This window comes from Chryseobacterium pennae (genome assembly GCF_003385515.1).
Classification (GTDB): Bacteria; Bacteroidota; Bacteroidia; order Flavobacteriales; family Weeksellaceae; genus Chryseobacterium; species Chryseobacterium pennae.
Map to the genome: position 1 here is coordinate 1 of NZ_QNVT01000046.1, position 23,550 is coordinate 23,550.

Here is a 23,550-nt window from a genome sequence, read left to right on the forward strand (position 1 = left end):
GGATAAGGCTTAATCTAAAAGGAAAGAGTCCAGTACAGTACCGAACTCTTTCATATAATAATATTATTTAATTTTGTCTAAACTTTTGGGTGCAGTCTAGTTTGGGCGGGATTTTATTTTTAGTTTAGCAAAGCATAGGATCAAAAGAGTGATAATATTGGTTTTCTTTCCAGAGAAATTTTGTAATTATTTCATCATTATTAAGGAAGTCTCTTAACGAATAATCATCATCCCGGAAATAAACTTCTTCGATAGAATCATCCTGTTTATATTTAAATTCAATATTAGGTATTGCTTCATTCTGGAATTCATAATCAAATACAGAAGGATCACCATAGAAATTTTTAAATTTTTCAGTTTTAAATCCTGTTATTAGATCTATTGAACATCCGGCTAATTTTCTATTTCTATCATCAAATACTAAAATACCCTTGCCCAACAGGTTGCGATTACGATAAAATATATACTCCCATTGTGTATCTCCCTGATTATTCTGTTCTTTATTATAATAGAATGTCCAGGGCTTGCCAAATGATCCAATATCAATATGATTATTAATAATTTCTGACGATTCTTCCTCAGGAGAAAGATAAACTTCACCTCCTGATTGTTCAATTTGCTGTGTTCTGTAGTTTTTTAAAAACCGTTCTATTTTTTTAAGCTCGTTAGTGGTAGAATCATAAGTTAAACAGTTAAATTCCGAAAGCTTATGAAGTTGTTCTTTTGGTATTTCAAAATTATTTTCATCAGTGTATTTTATGTAAGTACCCACTTCTATTATATTTTCTTAATTATTTTTTCCTAAATTTAAGTAAAATTACATTAAATGCAAATAGATACAAGACCCCTGAATGTTCAGGATTATGATGAACTGGCAGCAACAATGAAAAGGGCTTATCCACAAATGTCGGAATCCATATGGTCTAAAAAAAGTATAGAAAAACTCACAAGAATGTTTCCTGATGGGCAAATCTGTATTACGGTAGATGGAAAACTGGCTGCAGTAGCGCTTTCTATTATTGTAAATTATGACGAATTCGGTGACGATCATACCTATAGTGATATTACAGGAAATTATACCTTTAATACCCATACCTCAAAAGGAAATGTTTTATATGGAATAGAAGTTTTTGTAGACCCTGAATTCCGTGAGCTGCGTTTGGGAAGAAGACTCTATGATGCCAGAAAGGAATTATGTGAACTTTTAAACTTGAAATCAATTATTCTGGGTGGAAGAATCCCGAATTATCACAAACACAGCCATGAGCTTTCTCCAAGAGAATATATCCGAAGAGTAAGAGATAAAGAGATTTATGATCCTGTATTATCTTTCCAGCTCTCCAATAATTTTCTGCCGATCAGGGTATTAAAAAAATATCTTCCAGAAGATGAAGCGTCAAGAGAAAATGCAGTGCTTCTGCAATGGAACAATATTTACTACAGCAAAAACCCGAATACCATGCAGGACAGCATCATCCGTCTTGGATTGGTACAGTGGCAGATGAGGCATTTCAAAGATATAGAGGCCTTTTATGAGCAGGTAGAGTTCTTTGTGAATGTAATGGGAGATTACAAGTCAGATTTTGTATTGTTTCCGGAACTTTTCAATACACCATTGCTGGCGCCTTTCAATAACCTTTCAGAAAGAGACAGTATGATAGAGCTGGCAAAGCTTACTGAAGATATTAAAAAGAAAATTTCCGAACTGGCCATCAGCTATAATGTCAATATCATTTCCGGAAGTATGCCTGTTTTTGATAATGAGACTAATGATTTGTATAACGTAAGCTACCTTCTTCACCGTGATGGTCGTAAGGATGAATACAGAAAAATCCATATTACTCCGAACGAAAAGAGATATTATGGAATGAAAGGCGGAAATGAAATCAAAGTTTTCGATACAGACTGTGGTAAAATAGGACTCGTGATCTGCTACGACGTTGAATTCCCTGAATTGCCAAGAATTTTAGCCGACCAGGGAATGAAGATACTGTTTGTTCCTTATCTTACCGATACACAGAACGCTTATATGAGAGTGCGCCACTGTGCTGCAGCCAGAGCTATAGAAAATGAATGCTATGTTGCCATTGCAGGCTGTGTAGGAAATCTTCCGAAAGTAAATAATATGGATATCCAGTTTGGACAGGCGGCTGTATTTACTCCCTCAGATTTTGCCTTCCCATCCAATGCAGTGAAAGGAGAGGCTACTCCTAACACGGAAATGACCTTAATTGTAGATGTAGACCTTAATTTATTGAAGGATCTTCATCACAACGGCTCGGTTCAGGTGATGAAAGACCGGAGAAAAGACCTTTATGAAACCTATCTTAAATAACAAAACAGAATGCGAAAGCATTCTGTTTTTATTTTACCTAAAATTTAAATGTGTATCTTATAAATACTGTGGGCAAACTACCGCAGGACAAATCATTCCCGGGCATTTTGGAAGTCCGTCAGTAGGACAGCACTGGTGAGAGCACTTACCACCGATAATAATTCCACTTCCTGAAACGTTTTTTAATTGTTCTCTTGAAAGTTTGCTGTTACCTAAATTTTTCATGTTGTAATACTTTTATTGGTTTGTTTTAAGTTTGTACTTCGTAAATATATAAAATATTATTATACGTAACATTGTTTCTTTATTATGCTTGTAAATAATAATGTAAGATGCTGATTATGTGATTGTATTTTTAATCTCTTTATCGTGAATTTCTGTTTTTGTTTTAAATTCAGGACAGCAAACAGATTTGAAGACAGGAAGAATAAACACCTTAAAGAATAATTATACTCCGGTTTTCATCTTTCTGGAATATTTGATGAAAAGATATTCAGTAATTATACAACTACAAGTAACTTCCAGCCTCAAGCTTCCATCTTCCCCCTATTAACCTTTTATATTCAGTTTAAATTAGTATTAGGAACAGTTTTTGGAGTACATTGCACCTACTATTGATACACTATGTTTGACAAGCAGCAAAGAAAACTGAAAAGATCCGCAAGACTGATTTCCGTATTAAGCAAATACGGATTTAAAGATATTCTCGCAAGAATGAATGGCGGAAATAAACAGGAAGATATTTCCGGGAATTCAGATGAAATTATTTCCAAAGGAACTGTTTATGAAAGAATCAGATTGGCATTGGAAGAATTGGGACCTACTTTTGTAAAACTGGGACAGACTTTCAGTAACAGGGAAGATCTGCTGCCACCGGAACTGATTCAGGAGCTGCAAAAGTTGCAGGATAAGGTGGAAACGGTAGATATGGACGTGGAAGAAGCACTGGAAAGTGAATTCAATATTTCTGTGAAAGATCATTTTCTGGAAATCCAGAAAGAGCCGCTGGCTACAGCCTCCATTGCACAGGTTTATAAAGCTGTTTTGCTGGACGGAAGTCCGGTCATTTTGAAACTTAGAAAACCAGACGTACAATCCGTCATTGAAGATGATTTACTGCTCATTAAAGATATTGAAAAAATAATTTCCGCCTATTCAGAAATAGGAGAGAAGCTGAATCTCAAACAGGCTATTTCCACTTTTGAAAGATCATTATTGGAAGAAGTTTCTTTGACGAATGAAAGAAATAATATCCAGCAGTTTCGCCTGAATTTTAAGAATAACAAAGAAACCTATGTTCCTAAAATTTACGAAGACTATTCCAATAACAATATTCTTTGTATGGAGTTCATCGATGGAATAAAGGTAACTGATAAATCTGTTCTTCTGGCTAATGATATTGATCCTGTAAAAGTTTCTGAAGCAGGATTAAGACTCTTTGTTTCCCAGATTTTAGACTACGGTTTCTTTCATGCTGATCCGCATGCAGGGAATATTTTAGTGAAAAAAGATGGGAAAATTGTCTTTATTGATTTTGGAGCCGTTGGAAAAATCCAGCCCAACGATAAGGAAATCCTTGAAAACCTGATCGTAAGTTTTGTTTCTAAAAATCCACACAAAATTGTCCGTTATCTCAAAAAAATGGCGATTAGCTATGAAATCCCAGATGAAAGACGATTTGAAAATGATGTGGAAGATATTCTGAATTTTGTTCACAGTTCCTCATTACAGGAGATTAATGTTCAGGTTATTATCAATAAGATGAAGGATATTTTAAAGGATAACAGATTGTACATGCCAGATTATTTCTACCTTTTATTTAAGGGAATCAGCCTGATAGAAGGAGTGGGGAGAAATATTAACCCGGATCTGGATATTGTCAAAAGCCTTCACCCTTACACTAAAAAGATTTTTACCAAGAAAATAAGTCCGAAGAACCTTTTGAAAACAGGAATGGACCGGATGATGAATTTTACGGATAATGTGGATGAAATTCCAAAAGAACTCCGCTCTGTACTTCAAAAACTGGATGAAAATAAATTTACGGTCTCCAGTGAGATCAAAAATATTGAAAAGACAAACCAGCTGATAAAATCCAGTGTGATTAATCTGATTTTAGCCATGATTTTAGGAGCAAATATTATTGCAACAGCCATTGTTTTTTCTTCAGAATCCGGACCAAGAATAGGAGAGCTGTCTGTGGTTGCGGTTTTAGGTTTCGTTTTTTCAATTATTTTAATATTAATACTTTTGTTGAGAGTAACAAGGAAATAACAGGTTATAAGATCCGTGATTTTAGATTATATATTTTCTATACCTAGAATCTTGCATCCAAAACTTCGCCCCAAAATATAACAATGAAAAAACTAATGATACCTATTATGCTTTTCTGTGGCATATCTGCTATGGCTCAGGAAGGAACTGAAGAGAAAACTCAAGGAGATTTTGACGGAAACGGAACAAAGGAATATGTCTATGCTAAGGTCAGTGATTGTACTGATGAATGTGATGGAAGATGTGATACCACGATGTATTTCAGTGATAAAAATATAAAGCCGTTCACGATTTCGATGGCTAAAGGGGGAGCTTTATACAATCTGGGAGATCTTAACAATGACGGTAAGGATGAGATTGGCTTTTATCCCAATTGGTGTACAAGCTGCTGGCATTCTTTCTACGTTTACACATTAAGCAAAACAGAATGGAAACAGTTTGTAGATCCTATTTCCACACATTGCAACCAGTGGGAAGAAGACAAGTTTCCAATTAAAAAAGATCCTAAAAAGAAAGGAAATGTTATCATCACTACCAGTGAATGGAAAGATGATGATATTAAAATAAGCAGTAAAAGCGTAAAGGTTAACTGATGAGGTTAAGGTTCAAAGTATAAAGCTGAAGGTTTTGGGCTCAGTTCTCAGGCTTTCACTCTTTTGATCTGGGATTCCTGTCTTTGCCATCGGTCATCTCAAAAACCCGATTTTACATTCTACATATTAATACTTATCTTTGCAAAATGGAAAAACTCACTTTTGCAGATTTTGACCTACCGGTTAAAGTTCTTGATGTTTTAGCAGATTTAGAATTATTTGAGCCTACTCCCATTCAGGAGAAGAGTTTAAAGCCGATCCTTTCCGGAAGAGATGTAATGGGAATTGCACAAACCGGAACAGGAAAAACCCTGGCTTATCTTTTACCCGTTCTGAAGACTTGGAAATACAGTAAAACTGGAAACCCAACTGTTTTGGTACTGGTTCCTACAAGAGAATTGGTAGTACAGGTAACGGAAATTCTTGAGACACTGACTGAAAATATTACCGCAAGAGTTATCGGAATATATGGTGGTAAAAACATCAATACACAGAAACTTTTATTCAATGATGGTTGTGACATTTTAGTAGGAACACCGGGTAGGGTGATGGACCTTTCCATAGATAATGCTATTTCCCTTAAAGAAGTTCAGAAGCTTATCATTGATGAATTTGATGAAATGCTGAACCTTGGTTTCAGACCACAGCTGACTCACATTTTCGAAATGATGAAAGAAAAGAGACAGAATATCCTTTTCTCTGCAACGATGACAGAAGCTGTAGATGATATGCTGGATGAGTATTTCGCAAGTCCTGTAGAAATTTCATTGGCAAAATCAGGAACTCCGCTTGAAAAGATCGAGCAGACTGCCTATAAAGTTGAGAATTTCAATACCAAGATCAACCTTCTTGAACATTTACTGAAGAATAACACAGACATGTCTAAAGTGTTGATTTTTAATAATAATAAAAAACATGCAGATCTTCTTTTCACTAAGATCGATGAGCTTTTCCCTGAACAGTTTGATGTGATTCACTCCAATAAGTCTCAAAACTACAGGCTTAAGGCGATGAAGAGCTTTGAAAACGAAGAAATCAGAGGCCTTATTACTACCGATGTAATGGCGAGAGGTCTTGATATTTCAAATATTACTCACGTTATCAACTTTGAAACTCCTGATATTCCTGAACAGTATATTCACAGAATCGGTAGAACCGGTAGAGCTGATAAAGAAGGTAAGGCAATAACTTTTGTTACTAAAAAAGAAGAGCCTTTAATTCTTGATATTGAGCTTTTGATGGATAAAGATTTAAAGTTTTATGACTTCCCGGAAGAGGTTAAAATTAACCCAAACAAAATTGCTTCTGAGAAAGATGAGGTAATAATGAAGAACCCGGCTCAGGTAAAACTGAATGATGGAGGAGGCGCTTTCCATGAGAAAAAAGCCAAGAATACAAAAGAAAACTGGGGTGGACCTTCAAAAAGAAAAGCACCTAAGAAATTTGGGGCTAACAGAGCACAGCAAAAATCAATTTCTAAATCGAAGAAAAAGAAATAATAAAAAAACGATTCCTGATATGGGAATCGTTTTTTTTTATCAGTTTTGTTGATTGTAGTAAGGGTTGGTATTTTTTTTCCTCCTCCTCTTCCTGTCTTCAGATTTGTAGTAATGCGTAACTTTTTTAGATTTCTTCGGCCTTATTATAAATCAGCAGATTTTGGGAAGTTTTCATTTTTACTCGAAGTCAATTTTATTATTTTTCAAAATTTCATTAAACTTATCCACCTTATTTTCTTCTTTCATACTTTTGTAGATATGACCTATTATTGTTTCTGCATCAGAGCGGTAAGGTGATTTCTGCTCAGTATAGATCCTGTAAGCTTTGCAGATATAATCAAGTCCTTTTTCGCTGTTTTTCAAATAAGAAAAATAGGTTTGTCCCATTCCATAATAAACTTCCGGATCTCCGGGATACACTTTATCCAAATCATTATAAGCATCAATAGCCTTTTGGTATTCCTTTTTATAAATATAGGTCATTGCTATATTCTGTAAAGGCATTTTACCTTTTGGATCAATAGCCAAAGACTGTTTATAAGCATTCAGTGCTTTATCATATTCACCAACTCTTCTATAGCAAATCCCAAGATTATCCCAGGCATATATGAATTTTGAATCAGTCTTTACAGCTTGCTCGTAATTTTGAATAGCTTCCTTCCAGTTTTCCTTTTTTGAAGCTTCAACTGCTTTCTGATAGAAATCAACTGCAACTTCATTTTTTGAAAACTTGTCATAATTGGTTTCTGTAGTTTTTGTAGCCTTCTTTACACTTTCACAGTTTTGCATCAGATAGCGTTCCAGTTTATTGTAGTTGTCTATATACTGTTTTGAGTTCTTATCGGAATTAAAAGTCAGGTTAATCTGCTTTTTCCCATTCACCTCAGGTGCTGTTTCTGAAAGCTTTTCTGCTCCTGACAAGAGGGATGATAGCTGAAGAGCTCCAGTGTATTTATCAATACATTCATGAACATCTTTTATAATATCTTCCTTTTTCCGGTTAGACAAAGCAATAGAATCAGCACACTTACATGCATTCTCCGAAAGTTCCTGAATAATCTTTTTTTCATCAGGTTTTTCTTGAGAAAACGAAAGAGAAAATGGTAAAATAAAAAGTAAAATGGTTATTGTTTTTTTTATCATAGGATTGGGTTTATTTCATATAAGGAGTCATCACCTTAGTCCAGATCTGATAGCCTTCCGGTTTAAAGTGGAGCATATCTTCCACAAAAATATCTTTTCTTACCCTTCCGTTAGCATCTTCCATTGCTTTGGTTACATCTATAAACTCAGAATGTGGCTGCTTTTTCATAAAAGCTTCAATCCTGGCATTGGCTTCTTTGATCTGAGGCCAAAGGACTTCTCTGCTGGGGGAGTATTTCATTGAAATATAATCCACCTCAATATTAGGAAATCGTTCACGTATTTTTTTGTAGAAGCTTTTGTATCTTTTCACTACTTTTTGTGCCTTCAGCTGATGGTTATCGGCGAAGTCATTTTCTCCACAATAGATAATAATTTGCTTAGGCTGATACGGGGAGAGCAGGTCATTCGCAAAATAATTAAGATCTGTAAGTCTGGAACCTCCGAACCCTCTGTTGATGATGGTTTTAGTAGGGAAATAATCCGCTACATCAGTCCATTTGGTAAAAGATGAGCTTCCTATTAATAAAATAGCATTTTGAGGGGGTGGTTTTTGTTGATCTTGTTTTTTGAATTCCTGGATGTCATGCCAGAACATTGGTTTTTTTTCCTGTGAAAAGGCAATAATAAAACACAGCAATAGAAATGCTGATAGAATCTTCTTCATTATATTCAGTTTTAAAATTTGAGATAAAAGTAATAAAAAACTCCCGATCAACGGGAGTTTAGGTTTTATCTTTTGTAAGTAATGTAGGTGATGTCTATAATCTTGTCTCCATCCTTATCATAGTTGCCGGTTTGCTGTACCAGTCTAAGTTCCGTATTAGTCAGCATATCAACTTTGAAACTCATATTTTCAACATCTTCTCCGCTAAGCTGGATGTTGAGAAGTTTAGAATCTGTATTATAAGTATATTTGCCTTCATTTTTAGCAGCAAACTGGCAATTGGTACCATCTGGATTTCCATCATAAGCAGTATAGCTTACATAATAGTCTGTTCTGAAAAAAAGGATATTGTTAGCACTGCATCCTTCCGGAGTTGTCGTTTCAAGCACAGTTTTATTATCTTTTCCTGAAATAATTTCTGTCTTTACTTCTTTCCAATCCCCTTTCATAATGTCCATTTCATAGGCTGTAAGGTTATCGTCATTACAAGAAGTAAGTGCCAGAGCTGAAAAGGCAAATAAAAGTAGCTGTTTTTTCATTTTCACAAATTTAAGAATATGCTAAAATATAAATAAATTTGAAATATAAGTAATGAAATGATCTTTTTTTAAACGAATGTTTATGGATAAGAAGAAAGAGTAATAGAGGAATTAAAAAATAAGAGATTGGGAATTATTTGTAAAAGATAAAAGATAAAAGATAAAAGATAAAAGATAAAAGATAAAAGATCTTGTCGTTAAACAACTATTATCCTATATGCATATCCGTTTGTATATCACATCAATAGGAGTGGGCTTTAGCCCAGCCTTTTCATAAACGGCAATTATTCATACGGATATCAAAATCAATTAGAGCGGGCTAAGCCCGCTCTAATTATAAAATTTATATTCATATGGCTTTAGCCAAAATTCAAAATATGTACTTCAATTCAAAACTTTAAATCTTGAGCTCAAAAACCTCTAGTAGCTCATTTCTACAATTTTTGAAGCATCCTGAGGAGTTAGTTTTTTATACTCCCCAAGGCCTATCCAGTTTCTGTCTGTAAAAGCTTTCTCCACTTTTTCAGCAGTTCCTTTATAATCTTCTGTATATTCAGAAAGTCTGGTCTTGATATGAAGGCTGTGGAAGAACTCTTCAAGTTTTTTGATTCCCAGCTCCGCTTTTTCTTCAATACTTCCGTCTTTAATTCCCCATACTCTTTCAGCATATTGGGCCAATTTTCCTTTTTTATCGTCAAAATTATAACGGTAGTGGGAAGGAGCAATGATTGCTAGTGTTCTTGCGTGATCAATACCGAAATACGCTGTCAGTTCATGGCCCATAGCATGTACAGCCCAGTCTGTAATAACTCCTTTCTGAATCAGTCCGTTTAATGCCATAGTACAACACCACATAAAGTTTCCGGCAGCGTCATAATTGAAGTCATCTGCTAATACTTTAGGAGCCGTTTCCTGAAGGCTGATTAAGATACTTTCTGCAATTCTTTCCTGAAGATCAGCAGAAGACGGAGCCGTCATATATTGCTCCAATACATGAGTATAGGCATCAGTAATTCCGTTTACAATCTGATTTTTAGGAATGGATCTGATCACTTCAGGGTCCAAAACAGAGAATTGCGGAAAAAGTCCAGGTCCTCCTGAAGAAAGCTTTTCATTGGTTTCTCTTCTTGAGATCACGTATCCTGAATTCATTTCCGATCCGGTTGCAGGAAGCGTTAGAATACTGCCGAATGGCATGCCTTCACCTTCAAAGGTTCTCAGTTGTTTTCTCAGAATATCCCAAGGCTCACCATTATAATTGGCTGCAGCAGAGATGAACTTAGTTCCGTCAATCACAGATCCCCCGCCTACAGCAAGAAGATAATTGATGTTTTTTTCTTTGATAAAACTGAGTGCATTTATCAAAACTTCATATTCAGGATTGGCAGGAACACCACCGAATTCGTAAAGATCGTGGTCTTTTAAAGCTTCTTTTACCTGATCATAGACCCCATTATTTTTTATGCTTCCACCTCCATAGATCATTAATATTTTAGCATCCTTAGGGATTTCATTGGAAATTTTAGAGATTTCTCCTTTTCCGAAAAGTATTTTGGTCGGATTTTTAAACTCGAAATTAAGCATTGTTCTAAATTTATTTAACCCAAATTTACGGAATGAAAAGGGAAAATTGAGTTAATGAAATTTTAAAATTGCTATCACTGATTTTCATGAAAGCTATCAAAACCTGTTTACCAATCTGTTGGTAACGGATAATTATTTGATTGTACTTATTGGGACTTATTGGAAAGGTAGACTTTCGCTCTTTTGATAAAGTCTTCTTTATCCTTTTTGATGTCTTCCAGCAACTTTTTCCTGTCATCCGGAATCGTCAGATATTTGTCTCCCCATAGGTTGATTTCAACAATAATAGGCACCAGATCAATTCCTTTTTCTGTAAGATAGTATAATATTTTTAGCTTATTGTCCGGATGATCCCTTTTGTCGATAATTCCATTTTCCATAAGGTTCTGAAGCCTTGTAGCCAGAATATTGGACGCAATTTTTTCATCAGCTTTCTGAAGTTCTCCATAGGTACATTCCTTTTTAAGCATCAGATCACGGATGATTAATAGTGACCATTTATCGCCCCATATTTCCAGTGAACAGCTGATAGGGCAGTCTGATCTTTTTCTACTCATTATTTTAATTTTTCTTTAAAAAAAATATTACTTGCAAATTGAAAGTAATTGTTTTAATTTTGCTTTTGTTTTGCAAGTAAATTTAATCATAAATAATTAATAAATCAAATGGAAAACTATGACATTGCCGTGATTGGCTCAGGACCCGGTGGATATGTTGCAGCTATAAGAAGTGCTCAATTAGGCTATAAAACAGTGATTATTGAAAAATATGAAACATTGGGGGGAACCTGTACGAATGTAGGCTGTATTCCAACAAAAGCTTTACTGGACAGTACTCATCATTATGCAGACGCCCAACATAAGTTTAAGGAACATGGAATTAAGCTTGATACAATAGAACTGGATTTTTCTCAGCTGTACAAAAGAAAATCTGAAGTGGTAGGTAAAAATACCAGCGGACTCGATTTTTTAATGAATAAAAATAAAATTACCCGTCTGAAAGGGACAGCAGGTTTCGTCAATAACTCTGTTATTAAAATTACTAATGAAACAGAATCCAGAGAGATTACAGCTAAAAACTATATCATTGCAACAGGCTCAAAACCATCAACTATTCCGGGAGTGGAAATTGATAAAAAGAGAATCATTACTTCCACTGAAGCTTTATCCTTACAAGAAAAGCCTGAATCTATGGTGATCATCGGAGGCGGAGTAATAGGAGTAGAAATGGCCTCCATCTTCAACAGAATCGGAACACAGGTCACAGTTCTCGAATATGCAGATCATCTGATTACAGCGATGGATCATGAATTGGGGAAAAATCTTCAGAAAATCCTAAAAAAAGAGGGAGTTGATATCCGCTTGGGACAGGCTGTTTATAAAACCGAAAGTTCAGAGTCTGCAGCAAAAGTCTTTTTTAAAGATAAAAATGGAATAGAAAATAGTCTGGAGGCTGAATATGTTTTGGTAGCTGTAGGAAGAAGCCCTTATACAAAAGGATTGGGATTAGAAAATACAGCAGTGGAGGTAGACAACCGAGGATTCATTAAAGTTAATGAAAACAACAGGACGTCTGTTTCTAATATCTATGCCATCGGAGATGTAATAGGCGGAGCAATGCTTGCCCATAAGGCTGAAGAAGAAGGTGTTTTAGTTGCTGAGACAATTAACGGACAGAATCATCATATTCACTATGACCGTATTCCTTCAGTCGTCTATACCTGGCCGGAAGTAGCATCTGTAGGGTACAGTGAAGAATATCTCAAAAAGAATAATATTGCTTATAATGTTGGAAAGTTCCCATTTTCAGCCAGTGCAAGAGCCCGAGCATCGATGGATATGGACGGGTTTGCAAAAGTTTTGATTGATCCAAAATATGGAGAGGTACTTGGAGTACATATTATCGGAGCCCGAGCTGCAGATCTTATTGCACAGGGCGTTATTGCCCAGGAATATGAAGTCACGGCAGAAGATATGTTCCGTATTTCGTATGCTCATCCAACCTATTCAGAAACATTAAAAGAAGCATATCTGATCGCATCAGGACAAGGAGCAATTAATATCTGATCCTGACTACTTTAAATTGCCACGATACACAAATAAAATAATTAGTGTATTCATGGCAAAAATTCTGGGTAACTCTTGCCGGGAATCTTTGATTTTCTTGCGCTTTAAAATATGCATGTTGTTTAAAATCTTAGCGACCTTGCGTTTTCCAACAATATGAGTATGATGAAAAAAGGGAATGTTTGGAAATGCAAAGTCGCTATTTTTTTTCTTTTTGATACTGTTTTTAAGGCGCTAGGATTTCATCTGCGATAAAATTGTATACTGCTGATAATTGCCACGGATACCTTTAGATTTGCAAAACGTATTCGTGGCAAAAAATAAGTAACGTTCTTGCTGAAAATTTTTCATTTTCCTGTATCTTAAAATAGATGTAAAGTTATTGTCCTTCCAACATATTATAAAGTGGTACAGTCCTCATTTTTTGAGTAAATACCATTGCTTTTAGCTTCCAGTTTTCCGGTCTTTCTGTTGATCTTAATTAAAAAAGACTCTTTAACAACAGGACAGCCTTTAGATTGTAAAGCATACAGGGAAATAGAGCTATCTTCAATTTTATAAGAACCTGTAAAACGGTTTTTAGTATCGATAGTGTAGCCATATGTCCTGGCCAGTAAAATAGCTTCCGGAAGATTATCTACTGTTCCGATGAAATCCCTTAATTGCTGTTCATTGGAAAAATAAACAGGTCTGTCTTTTTTACAGGCAAGAATATAGGAAAAACAATTATTACCCATGCATTTCTGGAAAAACCCTTTTTCAGGAGCAGGCTCATTAATGGTCATAAAAAGAGGAGCCTGACTTTCATAGATGATAGCCTTGTCTGGATCATTGTCATTGGTGAGTACTCGCCAGTATTCGTATTCTTTATTGGGAATGACAAAAGGGTAAAGATATTCAGTAGTATCCAGAATATCCGGAATTTTTTTATAATCATCAGGAACCTTGATCTGTGCAAAAAGCAGATTGGAAAAGATCAGGGAAATCGTGATGATAATTTTCATAAGGAAACGTGTTTTCAGGACAAATTTACGAAAATTACTCATGTTCTCAATGCCCTAAGAAGATTATAAAAACGTCATAGGATATCCGGTTTTAATATTTCCGTTGACAATCTTCTTCAGTTTCGATTCTATCATTTTTCTTGTTAATGGTTTCAAATGATCAATATATAAAACTCCTTGTGTGTGGTCATACTCATGCTGAATGATTCTCGCCGTTAATCCTGTAAAAGTTTTGGTTTGTCTGATAAAATCCTGATCGAGATATTCAATGGTAATTTTCCAGGGCCTTTCTACCTTTTGAGACAGTCCGGGAATGCTTAGGCATCCTTCATAATCTTCCCAGGTCTCTTCAGAAGTGTTTATAATTTTAGCATTAATAAAAGTTTCCCTGATTCCCTTATCATTCCTTTCGAAGGAGAGAAGCTGATCTTCAGTATCAAAGTTTTCAAATATGATCTGGCTGTCAACAATAAAAAGCTGTAGGGGTTTATTGATTTGGGAAGAGGAAAGGCCACATCCATTGGAGTTTTCCATGGTTTCCCACATATTGGCAATAAGGTCCTGTATTTCCTGGCTGTTTTCATTAACCGGTATGCATTTCTGCTTTAAAATACGGTTCCCATAGGCTACAATAGGTAAATTCATTGAAATATTTTTCTGCAAAGTTCAACAGAAGAGGGAAGATATACAATGAACCTATGTTAATTAATTTGTCTGCGGATTCTGCTTAAAGCCTGTGGAGTAATTCCGATATAAGAAGCAATATATTTTAATGGAACCCGTTGCAGAAGCTCAGGCTGTTCAGTCAATAGTTTTAAGTAACGTTCTTTGGCGGTAAGTTTCAATAAAGAAAGTACCCTTTTGCTTTTAGCCAGAAACAGTTTCTCGGAGGCAAAACGTCCCAAATGATTTCCCACATTGGTCTGATTATAAATTTTCTGTAAATCATCAAATGAGATCTGCCATACAACCGTCTCTGTTAATGCCTGCATTTCATATTCAGAAGGCGTTTGAGTGAGGAAAGAATCATAAGCACAGGTAAATTCCTTTTCAAAACTGAAGCTAAAAGTATAGCCATGTTCATCATCAGGAATATAAAATCTTACCAATCCGGATTCGATGAAAGACAAATAGTTTTCCGTATTACCCTGCTGCGTAATAATTTCGTTTTTAGCATACACTTTTCTGCGGAAATATCCTGCAATGAATTCCCATTCAGATTCCTGTAGCTTAACAATTTGTTCGTAATATTCTCTGATGTAGCCCATGTTCGAAAATTTTTGATACAACAGATAAAATTGTATCTAAGAATTAATTAAGACCCAAAGTTACAAAATGTTTCATTGAAGATATAGATATTGAATATTTATAGAATACTTAATTTTTGATGATAAAATTAAGCTGTAATTGCTATTGTTATTTTAAATTTTCAGGTGACAATAAAGTTTTAATTTTTTGTCATTTATCAATTCAACTAATTCCAAAATCACTTACATTTGTTATTATGAGACACGACCAACGCGCAGAAAAATTCAGGCAGATCGTGGAAAATAAATTCCAGATCTACAATTCATTATTTATGAGCCTGCCTTATGATAAAATGACCAATATCGGGATGTTGCTTCCCTTCCTTTATGAGGAAAGCAAAACCGGCTATGATGCAGGAAAAACCCCCGAAGAAATTGTTGAAGAATTTTTTAAAAACCATACCGATCTTCAGACCGAAGAGCAGAAACTTGAACTGCTTTTTAAGATTATTCAATATATAGAAAGACAGGTGGTTTTATTCGACAGTATTGAAGATGCTGCATTTCCCAATCTGCATTCCGAAAGTGATGGCGGAACCGTGACCAATCTTTTTGAACGTTCTTTTCAGGATCATAAAATTGAGAAAGTACGTGAGAAATTAAAGGATTTCAGTGTAAAGGTTGTGTTTACAGCGCACCCTACACAGTTTTATCCAAGTTCAGTACAGAGAATCATCCAGGATCTGAGAGGGGCCATTACCAGTGATTCCGTTACTCAGATTGATACCCTTTTGCAGCAGCTGGGGAAAACCCCTTTTGTGAATAAGGAAAAACCGACACCAATTGATGAAGCTCTAAGCATTATTTCCTATCTGAGATATGTGTATTATGATACGATTGGTGAATTATTTACGAAGATTAAAAAGACCTTTGGAAACGGAAATTTCCATCTGCATGAAGATATTATACAGCTTGGCTTCTGGCCAGGAGGAGACCGTGACGGAAACCCTTTTGTAACGGCCGATGTCACCAAAAGAGTAGCAGAGGAGCTTCGTTCAGCCATTCTGAAGTCTTATTACAGCCATTTGAAATTCATCAGAAGGCGATTGAGCTTCAGAGGTGTTTCTGAAGTATTGACGGCTTTAAGCGAGGAGTTATACACGGCTATTTTTGATGGAAAAACAATTACAGCAGAAGATATTTTAAAGAAAACAGATGAGGCTGAAAAAATATTGATCAATGAGCACAATGCACTATTCTTAGATCTTTTGGTGAATTTCAGAGATCGGGTGAAAATTTTTGGAACTCATTTTGCCACGTTGGATATCCGCCAGGACAGCAGAATTCATCAGAAAGTCATTGATGAGGTTTTTGCAAAAGTATATGGAAATGAAGAAGCTGACTCCGAACAGAAATTCAATAAGCTGATTCAGATTTCAAAACAGGTAAATACAGCTGATTTTGAGGGTATTGTAAAAGATACATTACTGACGGTAGCTCAGGTTTTCAAAATTCAGGATTTGAATGGGCTGAGAGGAATGAACCGTTATATTATCTCCAATTCTGATGCTGTGAAAGATGTAATGAATGTCTATGCATTCTTTAAAGTGTGTGGATATCAGGATGAAGACATCAATATGGATATTGTGCCGCTTTTTGAAACCATGGAGGGGCTTGATAATGCAGAGCATGTGATGAATGAACTGTATCAGGATCCTGTATATAAAAAACATCTTGAAAGAAGAGGAAACCAGCAGACCATTATGCTGGGCTTTTCTGACGGAACCAAGGATGGTGGATATCTAAAGGCCAACTGGGAAATTTATAAGGCTAAAGAAGTACTGACGAAACTTTCGGAGCAGAATAATATTAAAGTTGTGTTTTTTGACGGCAGAGGAGGACCTCCGGCAAGAGGTGGTGGAAAAACCCACGATTTCTATGCGTCCCAGGGAAAAACAATTGCGAATAATAAAATTGAGCTGACCATTCAGGGGCAAACGATTACCAGTATTTTCGGAAATAAAGAACAGGCAAAATACAATTTTGAACAGCTTTTGACTGCCGGAGTAGAAAATGATGTATTTAAAAACGCTAAAAAAGATCTTACGGATAAAGAACGGGCATTGATTATTGAGCTGGCAAATATCAGTTATCAGAAATATTCAGATCTTAAGGCCCATCCAATGTTTGTTCCCTATCTTCAAGAGATGAGTACACTGGAATATTATGGAAAAACCAATATCGGAAGCCGTCCATCTAAAAGAGGAAACGGAAGTGAATTGAAGTTTGAAGATTTAAGAGCCATTCCATTTGTAGGTTCCTGGTCACAATTGAAACAGAATGTTCCCGGATTTTTCGGTTTTGGCTATGCTATGCAGCAGTTAAAAGAGGAGGGAAGGTTTGAAGAAGTTAGAGAACTGTATAAAGGCTCAGATTTCTTTAAAACTTTAGTTCTGAACTCCATGATGAGTATGAATAAGTCTTACTTTCCTTTAACTTATTATATCAAAAACAATCCTAAATTCGGAGCATTCTGGAATATTCTTTTCAGTGAATATGAGCTTTCAAGAGATATTATGCTGGAATTGACTGGTTTCAAAATGCTTCAGGAAGAAGATCCGTTATCCAGAAAATCAGTGAAGATCCGTGAAAAGATTGTTTTACCATTGCTCAGTATTCAGCAATATGCACTGATGAAAATTCAGAAAGGTGAAGGAAACAAAGAAGCTTATGAGAAATTAGTGACAAGATCTTTATTCGGAAATATTAATGCAAGCAGAAACTCGGCTTAAATTACTTTTAATGAAAGCGATATTATCAAAAATATACTATTTATAGTGAAAAAAACGGGTCTAATGACCCGTTTTTGGTTTATAATCAGTTTCGTAATATTAGTGATAAAATAGTGCTATTTGTGTTTAAAATAATGAAGATTATTCCTTTATAAACTTCTTATAATACCCTTTATCAAGGGTCTGTATTTTCAGATAGTAAATACCTTTTGCAAAATCATCAACCCTTACAGACTTCTGATCACTCACTTTTCTTATCAGCCTTCCCAGATTGTCATAAATTTCCAGCGAACTGATGTCATCTTCTGAGGCAATATTAAGAATGTTTTTAACAGGATTCGGAAACAACGCGAATTTTTCTTTTTTTACAATTTCAGAAGTATTTAATACACCATTGTAAAGACTTCCGAAGTTAAGAATGCCATATCCTATCTGATCTGTGTGATTAGGATAAAGTGAAGCCGTCTGTCTTAGCTTTGTTTTGAGCTGATCCCTATTCATGGTAGGAAATGCCTGGAGAAGACAGGCAACACCTCCCGCAGCAATAGGAGTAGCAAGGGAAGTTCCGGTACTCGTAAAGGTGGTATCTCCTAAAACAGTTGCAGTAGCAGTTCCTCTAGCACTTCCATCCGGTTTAATGACTCCCAGTGAATTAGGTCCGAAAGAAGAGAATACAGATGTATTTCCTGAAGAATCTACTGCTCCGATCGTAAATACCTTAGCGTTGTCTGAGGGAGTTAAAAGATAATGCCATGGTTTATCCCCTGAATTTCCTGCCGCAGCAAGAACAAAAATTCCTTTTTCAGCAGCAATTCCGGCTCCCCTTGCAATAAAGGACGTGGTTCCGTTCATATCGGCATAAGTATAACTGTATTGAGGATTGTCAAATGCCTGATATCCAAGTGAGGTTGTGATAATTTCTACTCCCTTTCTGTCTGCTTCTTCAGCAGCTTCGATCCAGTAGAGTTCTTCCTCAGGAATTTCAGCAGCGGTATTTTCACTTCGGTACAGATAAAAATCCGCATCCGGTGCAGAACCTACAAAGATATTTTCCAAATAACCACCAATAGCTCCCAGTACAACGGTGCCATGTGCATTTAGAGAAGGGTTGTAGATGTCATTGGATTTGGTAACAAAGTCATAACCAGCCTTTATCTTATTATTGTTGCGTAGTCTCAGAAAAGCATTTCCGGTATTCACAGTAGGAAATCCTGTGTCAATAACGGCAATGGAAATTCCGGTTCCTGTAAAGCCTGCAATGTGAAGAGGTCTTATGTTTACCTGGTCAATCTGTAAGGTACCGGAACCATATTCAAAATTGGTAAGTCCCTTCTGGGTATTCGTAGGATTTTTCCATTTATTAACGGGGGTCTGCTTTACTGTAGGAGTTCCGTTTCGGGCAAAACTTTCTACAGATAAAACAAAAGGCTGGGTTTGCAAAGTGGCAATTTGAGCAGGGGTTGCATTGACTGCCGCTCCGTTGAGCCATTTAGAATAATCTGTAACGGTAAATCCTAGATTCTGAAGGTTTTGTATGTAAGATTGTTCTATAGGAACGTCCTGATCATTAAGGGATATGCCTAATGTTGTACGTCTGTCAAGCGATTTTTGGCTAAGCTCAGAAAGAGGATTAGCATAAAATACTGCTTTATTAGGCTTGTCTTTAAAATACACAAAAACAAGCTGAGTTTGTGCAATACTATAAGAGTAACCTGTTAGGAAACAAAAGAGTAAAATTTTTTTCATATAAATTTTTGTATAAAGATAAAAACAAAATCAATAAAATTTTTGATAGGATTTTAAAATCCTTATTTTTACAGAAATAATTTATTTATGAAAAAAATTCAGATGGTTGACTTGCAAAGTCAGTATTACAAAATAAAGAATGATGTAGACAATGCAGTTTTAAATGTAATGGATTCCGCGGCTTTCATCAACGGTCCTGAAGTAAAGTCTTTCCAGAATGAATTGGAGTCTTATTTAGATGTAAAACATGTTATTCCATGTGCAAATGGAACTGATGCATTACAGATTGCCCTTATGGCGCTGGATTTGAAAGAAGGGGATGAAATAATTACTGCTGATTTTACTTTTGCAGCAACAGTAGAGGTGATTCATCTGCTTAAATTAAAATCTGTTTTAGTAGACGTAGATTATGATACATTTACTATTTCAACAGATGCTTTAAGAAAGGCGATCACACCAAGAACAAAAGCAATTATTCCGGTACATTTGTTTGGGCAGTGTGCCAATATGGAAGAGATTCTGAAAATTGCTGAAGAGCACAATTTATACGTAATTGAAGACAATGCACAGGCAATTGGTGCAGAATATACATTCTCTGACGGAACATCGAAATATGCCGGAACGATGGCAACAGTAGGAACTACATCTTTCTTTCCTTCCAAAAATCTTGGATGTTATGGTGACGGAGGTGCTATTTTTACAAATAATGATGAGCTGGCACACCGTTTAAGAGGAATTGTTAACCATGGAATGTACGAGAGATATTATCACGATGAGGTGGGAGTGAATTCCCGTTTAGACAGCATTCAGGCAGCGGTTTTAAGAAAAAAATTACCACACCTGGATTCATATAATGAGGCGAGAAGAAAAGCTGCTGACTATTATGATGAAGCGTTCGCAGGAAATCCGAATATCTTAACTCCAAAAAGATCTGAAAGCTCTACTCATGTATTCCACCAGTATACATTAAGAATTCTGAATGGAAAACGTGATGAACTTCAGAAGTTCCTTACTGAAAAGGAAATTCCGGCAATGATCTACTACCCTGTAGCATTAAGAAAACAAAAAGCCTATTTCCAGGAAAGCAATGATGCTGACTTTGTAAATACAGATAAGCTTTTGAGTCAGGTAGTTTCTTTACCTATGCATACGGAACTGGATGAAGAGCAGTTGAAGTATATCACAGATGCTGTCCTTGAGTTTATGGGATAAAAGGAGATGAAGGGATTTTTTCTTAAAGGTAAAAAGTATAAATTCTTTTTAGGAGTTCATCTTTTTATTATGGGGATTTATTCACTTTATTTGATCAATACAGTGATGTCCTACAATTCCTTGTCTTATTCTAGATATTATAAAGAGAGTATTTTTGAAAATATTTTTAAATACTCTCTTTACATCATTGTAAATTTAATTGCAGGAATAATCATTTTTTGCAAATTAAAATATACCAAGATTATTCTCAATTTTTTTGCTGTAGTGATCCTTATTTTAGTTTGTTTTGCTAATTATACCTTAATTAAAAGTTACATTAACAATTCATATTATAACTTTGTAATTATTTTTAATACATTAGTTATCGGTTTTGTTTTTTTTTATATCTTTTATTTAAATCATAGGGAAATAGAAAAAAATGAAATAGAAAATATAGGAAAACACGAAGATTAAAAAATGGCAATACTTGTTACAGGAGGACTTGGATATATTGGTTCTCACACGGTAGTAGAACTTATCAATAATGGCTTTGATGTTGTTATTGTAGATGATCTGTCCAATTCGGAGAGGTTTATTTTAAATAATATAGAGGAAATCACTGGTAAAAAACCAGTTTTTTATCCTTTTGATCTTAAGCGTAAAGAACTTCTTTCACAGGTTTTTGATGCTCATAATATTGATGGGTGTATTAATTTTGCGGCTTCAAAGGCTGTAGGAGAGAGCCAGGTAAAGCCTGTAGACTATTATGAAAATAATTTGTTTACACTTATTAATATCCTTCAGGAATTTAAAGAAAGAGAAATCTCCAACTTTATTTTCAGTTCATCATGTACTGTATACGGACAGGCAGAAGTAATGCCGATTGATGAAAATACTCCGTTAAAAATGCCTGAGAGCGTTTATGGAAAAACTAAGCAAATGGGTGAGGAAATCCTGATCGATTTTGCTAAGGCATACAACAGAAAGATATCATTATTAAGATACTTTAACCCGATTGGAGCACATCCCTCAGCAAAAATCGGAGAACTACCAATAGGAATTCCTAATAATTTAGTTCCCTATGTTATGCAGACCGCTGCAGGAGTTCGTGAGAAACTAAGTATTTGGGGAGATGACTATCAGACAAAAGACGGTACAGCTGTTCGCGACTACATTTATATAATGGACCTTGCAAAAGCTCACGTGGCAGCTTTGAAAAAACTTATGGAAGATCAATCCAGAGAAACAGTGATTGATACTTATAATTTGGGAACTGGAAAAGGGTCATCCGTTTTAGAAGTCGTAAAAGCTTTTGAAATTGCAAATGGAGTAGATGTTCCTTATCAGATCTGTGAGAGGAGAGAAGGGGATATTACTATTGCCTATGCAGATCCTTCAAAAGCAGAAAAAGAACTTAACTGGAAATCAGAAACTTCCTTGGAAGAGTCTTTAAGGACAGTCTGGGAATGGCAGAAATATCTCAATTCGAGAAACTAAACTCATAAAACACCACCATTATGGCTTGGAATCCTGAAATATATGATCAATTTAAAGAAGAGCGTTCAGCCCCTTTCTTTAATCTGTTGAAACTGGTAGAATCAAGAAGGGGAATATCCGTTATAGATCTGGGGTGCGGAACGGGAGAGCTTACCTCAAAACTTTTGGATTACTTAGAAGATTCTAAAGTCTTAGGAATAGATTCTTCTGAAGAAATGCTTGAAAAAGCGGCTCAGTTCAAAACAAGCAGACTGAATTTTGAAAAAAGAAGTATTGAAGAGCAGCTTCATTTGGGAGATACTTATGATCTGATTATTTCCAATGCTGCTATCCAGTGGTGTAGTAATCATAAGGAGCTTTTCCCAAGAATTATCAGTAAAATTAAGGAAGGCGGACAATTGGCCGTACAGATTCCCTCAAATCACGAATATGTAGTTCATCAGCTTCTCAGAAAGATTGCAGGTGCTGAGCCTTATAAAAGTGCTTATGACGGATGGGAGAGAGAGTATACTGTTTTGAGCATTGAAGACTATGCCAGAATATTATTCAACAATAAAGGAAGAGAAATCACCGTTTATGAGAAAGTATTCCCTCATGTTCTTGAAAATGCGGAAGCAGTATTCACCTGGGCTTCCGGAACCGCTATGCTTCCTTATATAGAAAGGCTTCCTGATGAAATGAAAGAACAATTTAAAAACGATTATAAACAACAATTGCAAAACACCTTCCCTGAATCACCGGTTTTTTACCCGTTTAAAAGAACATTTATTTCAGCGAAGTTTTAACTTTTAACATTAATATGAAGACACAAAGAATAGGTATTACATTTTCCTCATTTGATTTATTACATGCAGGGCACATTAAAATGCTGGAAGAAGCAAAAACAGTATGCGATTATCTGATCGTAGGGTTGCAGATTGATCCGTCTCACGACAGGCCCAACAAAAACAAACCAAGCCAGACTATTGTTGAACGCTATATTCAGCTGAAAGCTGTAAATGCAGTAGACGAAATTATTCCTTATTACACAGAAGAGGATTTACTGGATATTTTAAAATCTTTTGTTATCGATGTAAGAATCATTGGTGATGATTATATGGACAGAGATTTTACTGGTAAACAATACTGTGAAGAGAAAGGTATTGAGATCTTTTACAATAAAAGAGACCACAGGTTTTCTACCAGCGACTTAAGAAAAAGAATTTATGAAGCTGAAAAAGAAAAAGAAGAGAGAGCTGAAATTGTAAAATAAAAATAAAAAATCCCGAAATTAGTGGACTGCCCCCAAAAAGTTAGACACTTTTTAGGGGCATTTTTTTATGTATAGAAAAGAAAAATTTAGCGTTGCTTTCAAATTAGAATGTATTAACCTT

General features: G+C 35.5%; 21 protein-coding genes. 10 read left to right on the plus strand and 11 right to left on the minus strand.

Features of this window, described 5'->3' with window-relative positions; all coding sequences use genetic code 11:
* Positions 1–124: 124 nt before the first annotated feature.
* The gene (locus DRF65_RS27240; protein WP_115973851.1) at positions 125–772 is read right to left on the minus strand and encodes a hypothetical protein; all 648 of its coding nucleotides are present in this window, start codon (positions 770–772) and stop codon (positions 125–127) included.
* 54 nt (positions 773–826) lie between these two features.
* On the opposite strand from DRF65_RS27240, the gene DRF65_RS27245 reads away from it, so the two are divergent.
* Entirely contained in the window at positions 827–2,335 is a 1,509-nt protein-coding gene (locus DRF65_RS27245) for a carbon-nitrogen hydrolase family protein (RefSeq protein WP_115973852.1), read from the plus strand.
* A 57-nt stretch (positions 2,336–2,392) separates the two neighbouring features.
* On the opposite strand, the gene DRF65_RS28700 is transcribed toward DRF65_RS27245, so the two are convergent.
* Positions 2,393–2,560, minus strand: coding sequence for a hypothetical protein (locus DRF65_RS28700; RefSeq protein WP_165852326.1), 168 nt, complete (start codon positions 2,558–2,560; stop codon positions 2,393–2,395).
* Positions 2,561–2,959: 399 nt separating this feature from the next.
* Here DRF65_RS28700 and DRF65_RS27250 point away from each other — a divergent pair, with 399 nt between their 5' ends.
* The 3 genes from DRF65_RS27250 (at position 2,960) to DRF65_RS27260 (ending at position 6,701) form a co-directional block, all read left to right on the plus strand.
* Positions 2,960–4,609 (plus strand): ABC1 kinase family protein, encoded by a 1,650-nt coding sequence (locus tag DRF65_RS27250; protein ID WP_115973853.1) that lies wholly within the window; start codon positions 2,960–2,962, stop codon positions 4,607–4,609.
* 83 nt (positions 4,610–4,692) lie between these two features.
* On the plus strand, positions 4,693–5,202 hold the full coding sequence (locus DRF65_RS27255) for a hypothetical protein (RefSeq protein WP_228438985.1): 510 nt from the start codon (positions 4,693–4,695) through the stop codon (positions 5,200–5,202).
* A 146-nt stretch (positions 5,203–5,348) separates the two neighbouring features.
* Positions 5,349–6,701, plus strand: coding sequence for a DEAD/DEAH box helicase (locus DRF65_RS27260; RefSeq protein WP_115973855.1), 1,353 nt, complete (start codon positions 5,349–5,351; stop codon positions 6,699–6,701).
* Between the two features lie 177 nt (positions 6,702–6,878).
* On the opposite strand, the gene DRF65_RS27265 is transcribed toward DRF65_RS27260, so the two are convergent.
* The 5 genes from DRF65_RS27265 to DRF65_RS27285 all read right to left on the minus strand — a co-directional run bounded on the left by DRF65_RS27265 (position 6,879) and on the right by DRF65_RS27285 (position 11,191).
* A complete protein-coding gene (locus DRF65_RS27265) occupies positions 6,879–7,844 on the minus strand; it encodes a tetratricopeptide repeat protein (RefSeq protein ID WP_115973856.1) in 966 nt (321 codons plus the stop codon).
* Between the two features lie 10 nt (positions 7,845–7,854).
* Entirely contained in the window at positions 7,855–8,511 is a 657-nt protein-coding gene (locus DRF65_RS27270; RefSeq protein WP_115973857.1) for a GDSL-type esterase/lipase family protein, read from the minus strand.
* A 65-nt stretch (positions 8,512–8,576) separates the two neighbouring features.
* Positions 8,577–9,050 (minus strand): lipocalin family protein, encoded by a 474-nt coding sequence (locus tag DRF65_RS27275; protein ID WP_115973858.1) that lies wholly within the window; start codon positions 9,048–9,050, stop codon positions 8,577–8,579.
* 420 nt (positions 9,051–9,470) lie between these two features.
* Positions 9,471–10,634 (minus strand): iron-containing alcohol dehydrogenase, encoded by a 1,164-nt coding sequence (locus tag DRF65_RS27280; protein ID WP_115973859.1) that lies wholly within the window; start codon positions 10,632–10,634, stop codon positions 9,471–9,473.
* Between the two features lie 146 nt (positions 10,635–10,780).
* Positions 10,781–11,191: a winged helix-turn-helix transcriptional regulator gene (locus DRF65_RS27285; protein ID WP_115973860.1), complete on the minus strand. Its 411-nt coding sequence runs from the start codon at positions 11,189–11,191 to the stop codon at positions 10,781–10,783.
* Positions 11,192–11,299: 108 nt separating this feature from the next.
* Here DRF65_RS27285 and lpdA point away from each other — a divergent pair, with 108 nt between their 5' ends.
* A complete protein-coding gene (gene lpdA, locus DRF65_RS27290; protein WP_115973861.1) occupies positions 11,300–12,700 on the plus strand; it encodes a dihydrolipoyl dehydrogenase in 1,401 nt (466 codons plus the stop codon).
* Between the two features lie 398 nt (positions 12,701–13,098).
* On the opposite strand, the gene DRF65_RS27295 is transcribed toward lpdA, so the two are convergent.
* The 3 genes from DRF65_RS27295 to DRF65_RS27305 all read right to left on the minus strand — a co-directional run bounded on the left by DRF65_RS27295 (position 13,099) and on the right by DRF65_RS27305 (position 14,972).
* Complete coding sequence (locus tag DRF65_RS27295) at positions 13,099–13,704, minus strand: hypothetical protein (RefSeq protein WP_115973871.1); 606 nt, start codon at positions 13,702–13,704, stop codon at positions 13,099–13,101.
* A gap of 63 nt (positions 13,705–13,767) precedes the next feature.
* Positions 13,768–14,349, minus strand: coding sequence for a peptide deformylase (gene def / locus DRF65_RS27300; RefSeq protein WP_115973862.1), 582 nt, complete (start codon positions 14,347–14,349; stop codon positions 13,768–13,770).
* A gap of 56 nt (positions 14,350–14,405) precedes the next feature.
* Positions 14,406–14,972, minus strand: coding sequence for a Crp/Fnr family transcriptional regulator (locus tag DRF65_RS27305; protein ID WP_115973863.1), 567 nt, complete (start codon positions 14,970–14,972; stop codon positions 14,406–14,408).
* 236 nt (positions 14,973–15,208) lie between these two features.
* Between DRF65_RS27305 and DRF65_RS27310 the strand changes: the two genes are divergently transcribed.
* On the plus strand, positions 15,209–17,743 hold the full coding sequence (locus tag DRF65_RS27310; RefSeq protein ID WP_115973864.1) for a phosphoenolpyruvate carboxylase: 2,535 nt from the start codon (positions 15,209–15,211) through the stop codon (positions 17,741–17,743).
* A gap of 141 nt (positions 17,744–17,884) precedes the next feature.
* On the opposite strand, the gene DRF65_RS27315 is transcribed toward DRF65_RS27310, so the two are convergent.
* Complete coding sequence (locus DRF65_RS27315; protein ID WP_115973865.1) at positions 17,885–19,489, minus strand: S8/S53 family peptidase; 1,605 nt, start codon at positions 19,487–19,489, stop codon at positions 17,885–17,887.
* 87 nt (positions 19,490–19,576) lie between these two features.
* Here DRF65_RS27315 and DRF65_RS27320 point away from each other — a divergent pair, with 87 nt between their 5' ends.
* The 4 genes from DRF65_RS27320 (at position 19,577) to DRF65_RS27340 (ending at position 23,429) form a co-directional block, all read left to right on the plus strand.
* Positions 19,577–20,701 carry a DegT/DnrJ/EryC1/StrS family aminotransferase gene (locus tag DRF65_RS27320; RefSeq protein ID WP_115973866.1) on the plus strand — a complete coding sequence of 375 codons (1,125 nt, stop codon included), beginning with the start codon at positions 19,577–19,579 and terminating at the stop codon, positions 20,699–20,701.
* Between the two features lie 456 nt (positions 20,702–21,157).
* Complete coding sequence (gene galE, locus DRF65_RS27330) at positions 21,158–22,177, plus strand: UDP-glucose 4-epimerase GalE (RefSeq protein WP_115973868.1); 1,020 nt, start codon at positions 21,158–21,160, stop codon at positions 22,175–22,177.
* A gap of 20 nt (positions 22,178–22,197) precedes the next feature.
* Positions 22,198–22,962, plus strand: coding sequence for a methyltransferase domain-containing protein (locus DRF65_RS27335; RefSeq protein WP_115973869.1), 765 nt, complete (start codon positions 22,198–22,200; stop codon positions 22,960–22,962).
* Between the two features lie 14 nt (positions 22,963–22,976).
* Positions 22,977–23,429, plus strand: coding sequence for an adenylyltransferase/cytidyltransferase family protein (locus DRF65_RS27340; RefSeq protein ID WP_115973870.1), 453 nt, complete (start codon positions 22,977–22,979; stop codon positions 23,427–23,429).
* The last annotated feature ends 121 nt before the right edge of the window (positions 23,430–23,550 follow it).

Coding starts and splice junctions, on each gene's coding strand:
- DRF65_RS27245 (WP_115973852.1), top strand. CDS start 827: ATGCAAATAGATACAAGACCCCTGAATGTTCAGGATTATGATGAACTG.
- DRF65_RS28700 (WP_165852326.1), bottom strand. CDS start 2,560: ATGAAAAATTTAGGTAACAGCAAACTTTCAAGAGAACAATTAAAAAAC.
- DRF65_RS27250 (WP_115973853.1), top strand. CDS start 2,960: ATGTTTGACAAGCAGCAAAGAAAACTGAAAAGATCCGCAAGACTGATT.
- DRF65_RS27255 (WP_228438985.1), top strand. CDS start 4,693: ATGAAAAAACTAATGATACCTATTATGCTTTTCTGTGGCATATCTGCT.
- DRF65_RS27260 (WP_115973855.1), top strand. CDS start 5,349: ATGGAAAAACTCACTTTTGCAGATTTTGACCTACCGGTTAAAGTTCTT.
- DRF65_RS27265 (WP_115973856.1), bottom strand. CDS start 7,844: ATGATAAAAAAAACAATAACCATTTTACTTTTTATTTTACCATTTTCT.
- DRF65_RS27270 (WP_115973857.1), bottom strand. CDS start 8,511: ATGAAGAAGATTCTATCAGCATTTCTATTGCTGTGTTTTATTATTGCC.
- DRF65_RS27275 (WP_115973858.1), bottom strand. CDS start 9,050: ATGAAAAAACAGCTACTTTTATTTGCCTTTTCAGCTCTGGCACTTACT.
- DRF65_RS27280 (WP_115973859.1), bottom strand. CDS start 10,634: ATGCTTAATTTCGAGTTTAAAAATCCGACCAAAATACTTTTCGGAAAA.
- DRF65_RS27285 (WP_115973860.1), bottom strand. CDS start 11,191: ATGAGTAGAAAAAGATCAGACTGCCCTATCAGCTGTTCACTGGAAATA.
- lpdA (WP_115973861.1), top strand. CDS start 11,300: ATGGAAAACTATGACATTGCCGTGATTGGCTCAGGACCCGGTGGATAT.
- DRF65_RS27295 (WP_115973871.1), bottom strand. CDS start 13,704: ATGAAAATTATCATCACGATTTCCCTGATCTTTTCCAATCTGCTTTTT.
- def (WP_115973862.1), bottom strand. CDS start 14,349: ATGAATTTACCTATTGTAGCCTATGGGAACCGTATTTTAAAGCAGAAA.
- DRF65_RS27305 (WP_115973863.1), bottom strand. CDS start 14,972: ATGGGCTACATCAGAGAATATTACGAACAAATTGTTAAGCTACAGGAA.
- DRF65_RS27310 (WP_115973864.1), top strand. CDS start 15,209: ATGAGACACGACCAACGCGCAGAAAAATTCAGGCAGATCGTGGAAAAT.
- DRF65_RS27315 (WP_115973865.1), bottom strand. CDS start 19,489: ATGAAAAAAATTTTACTCTTTTGTTTCCTAACAGGTTACTCTTATAGT.
- DRF65_RS27320 (WP_115973866.1), top strand. CDS start 19,577: ATGAAAAAAATTCAGATGGTTGACTTGCAAAGTCAGTATTACAAAATA.
- galE (WP_115973868.1), top strand. CDS start 21,158: ATGGCAATACTTGTTACAGGAGGACTTGGATATATTGGTTCTCACACG.
- DRF65_RS27335 (WP_115973869.1), top strand. CDS start 22,198: ATGGCTTGGAATCCTGAAATATATGATCAATTTAAAGAAGAGCGTTCA.
- DRF65_RS27340 (WP_115973870.1), top strand. CDS start 22,977: ATGAAGACACAAAGAATAGGTATTACATTTTCCTCATTTGATTTATTA.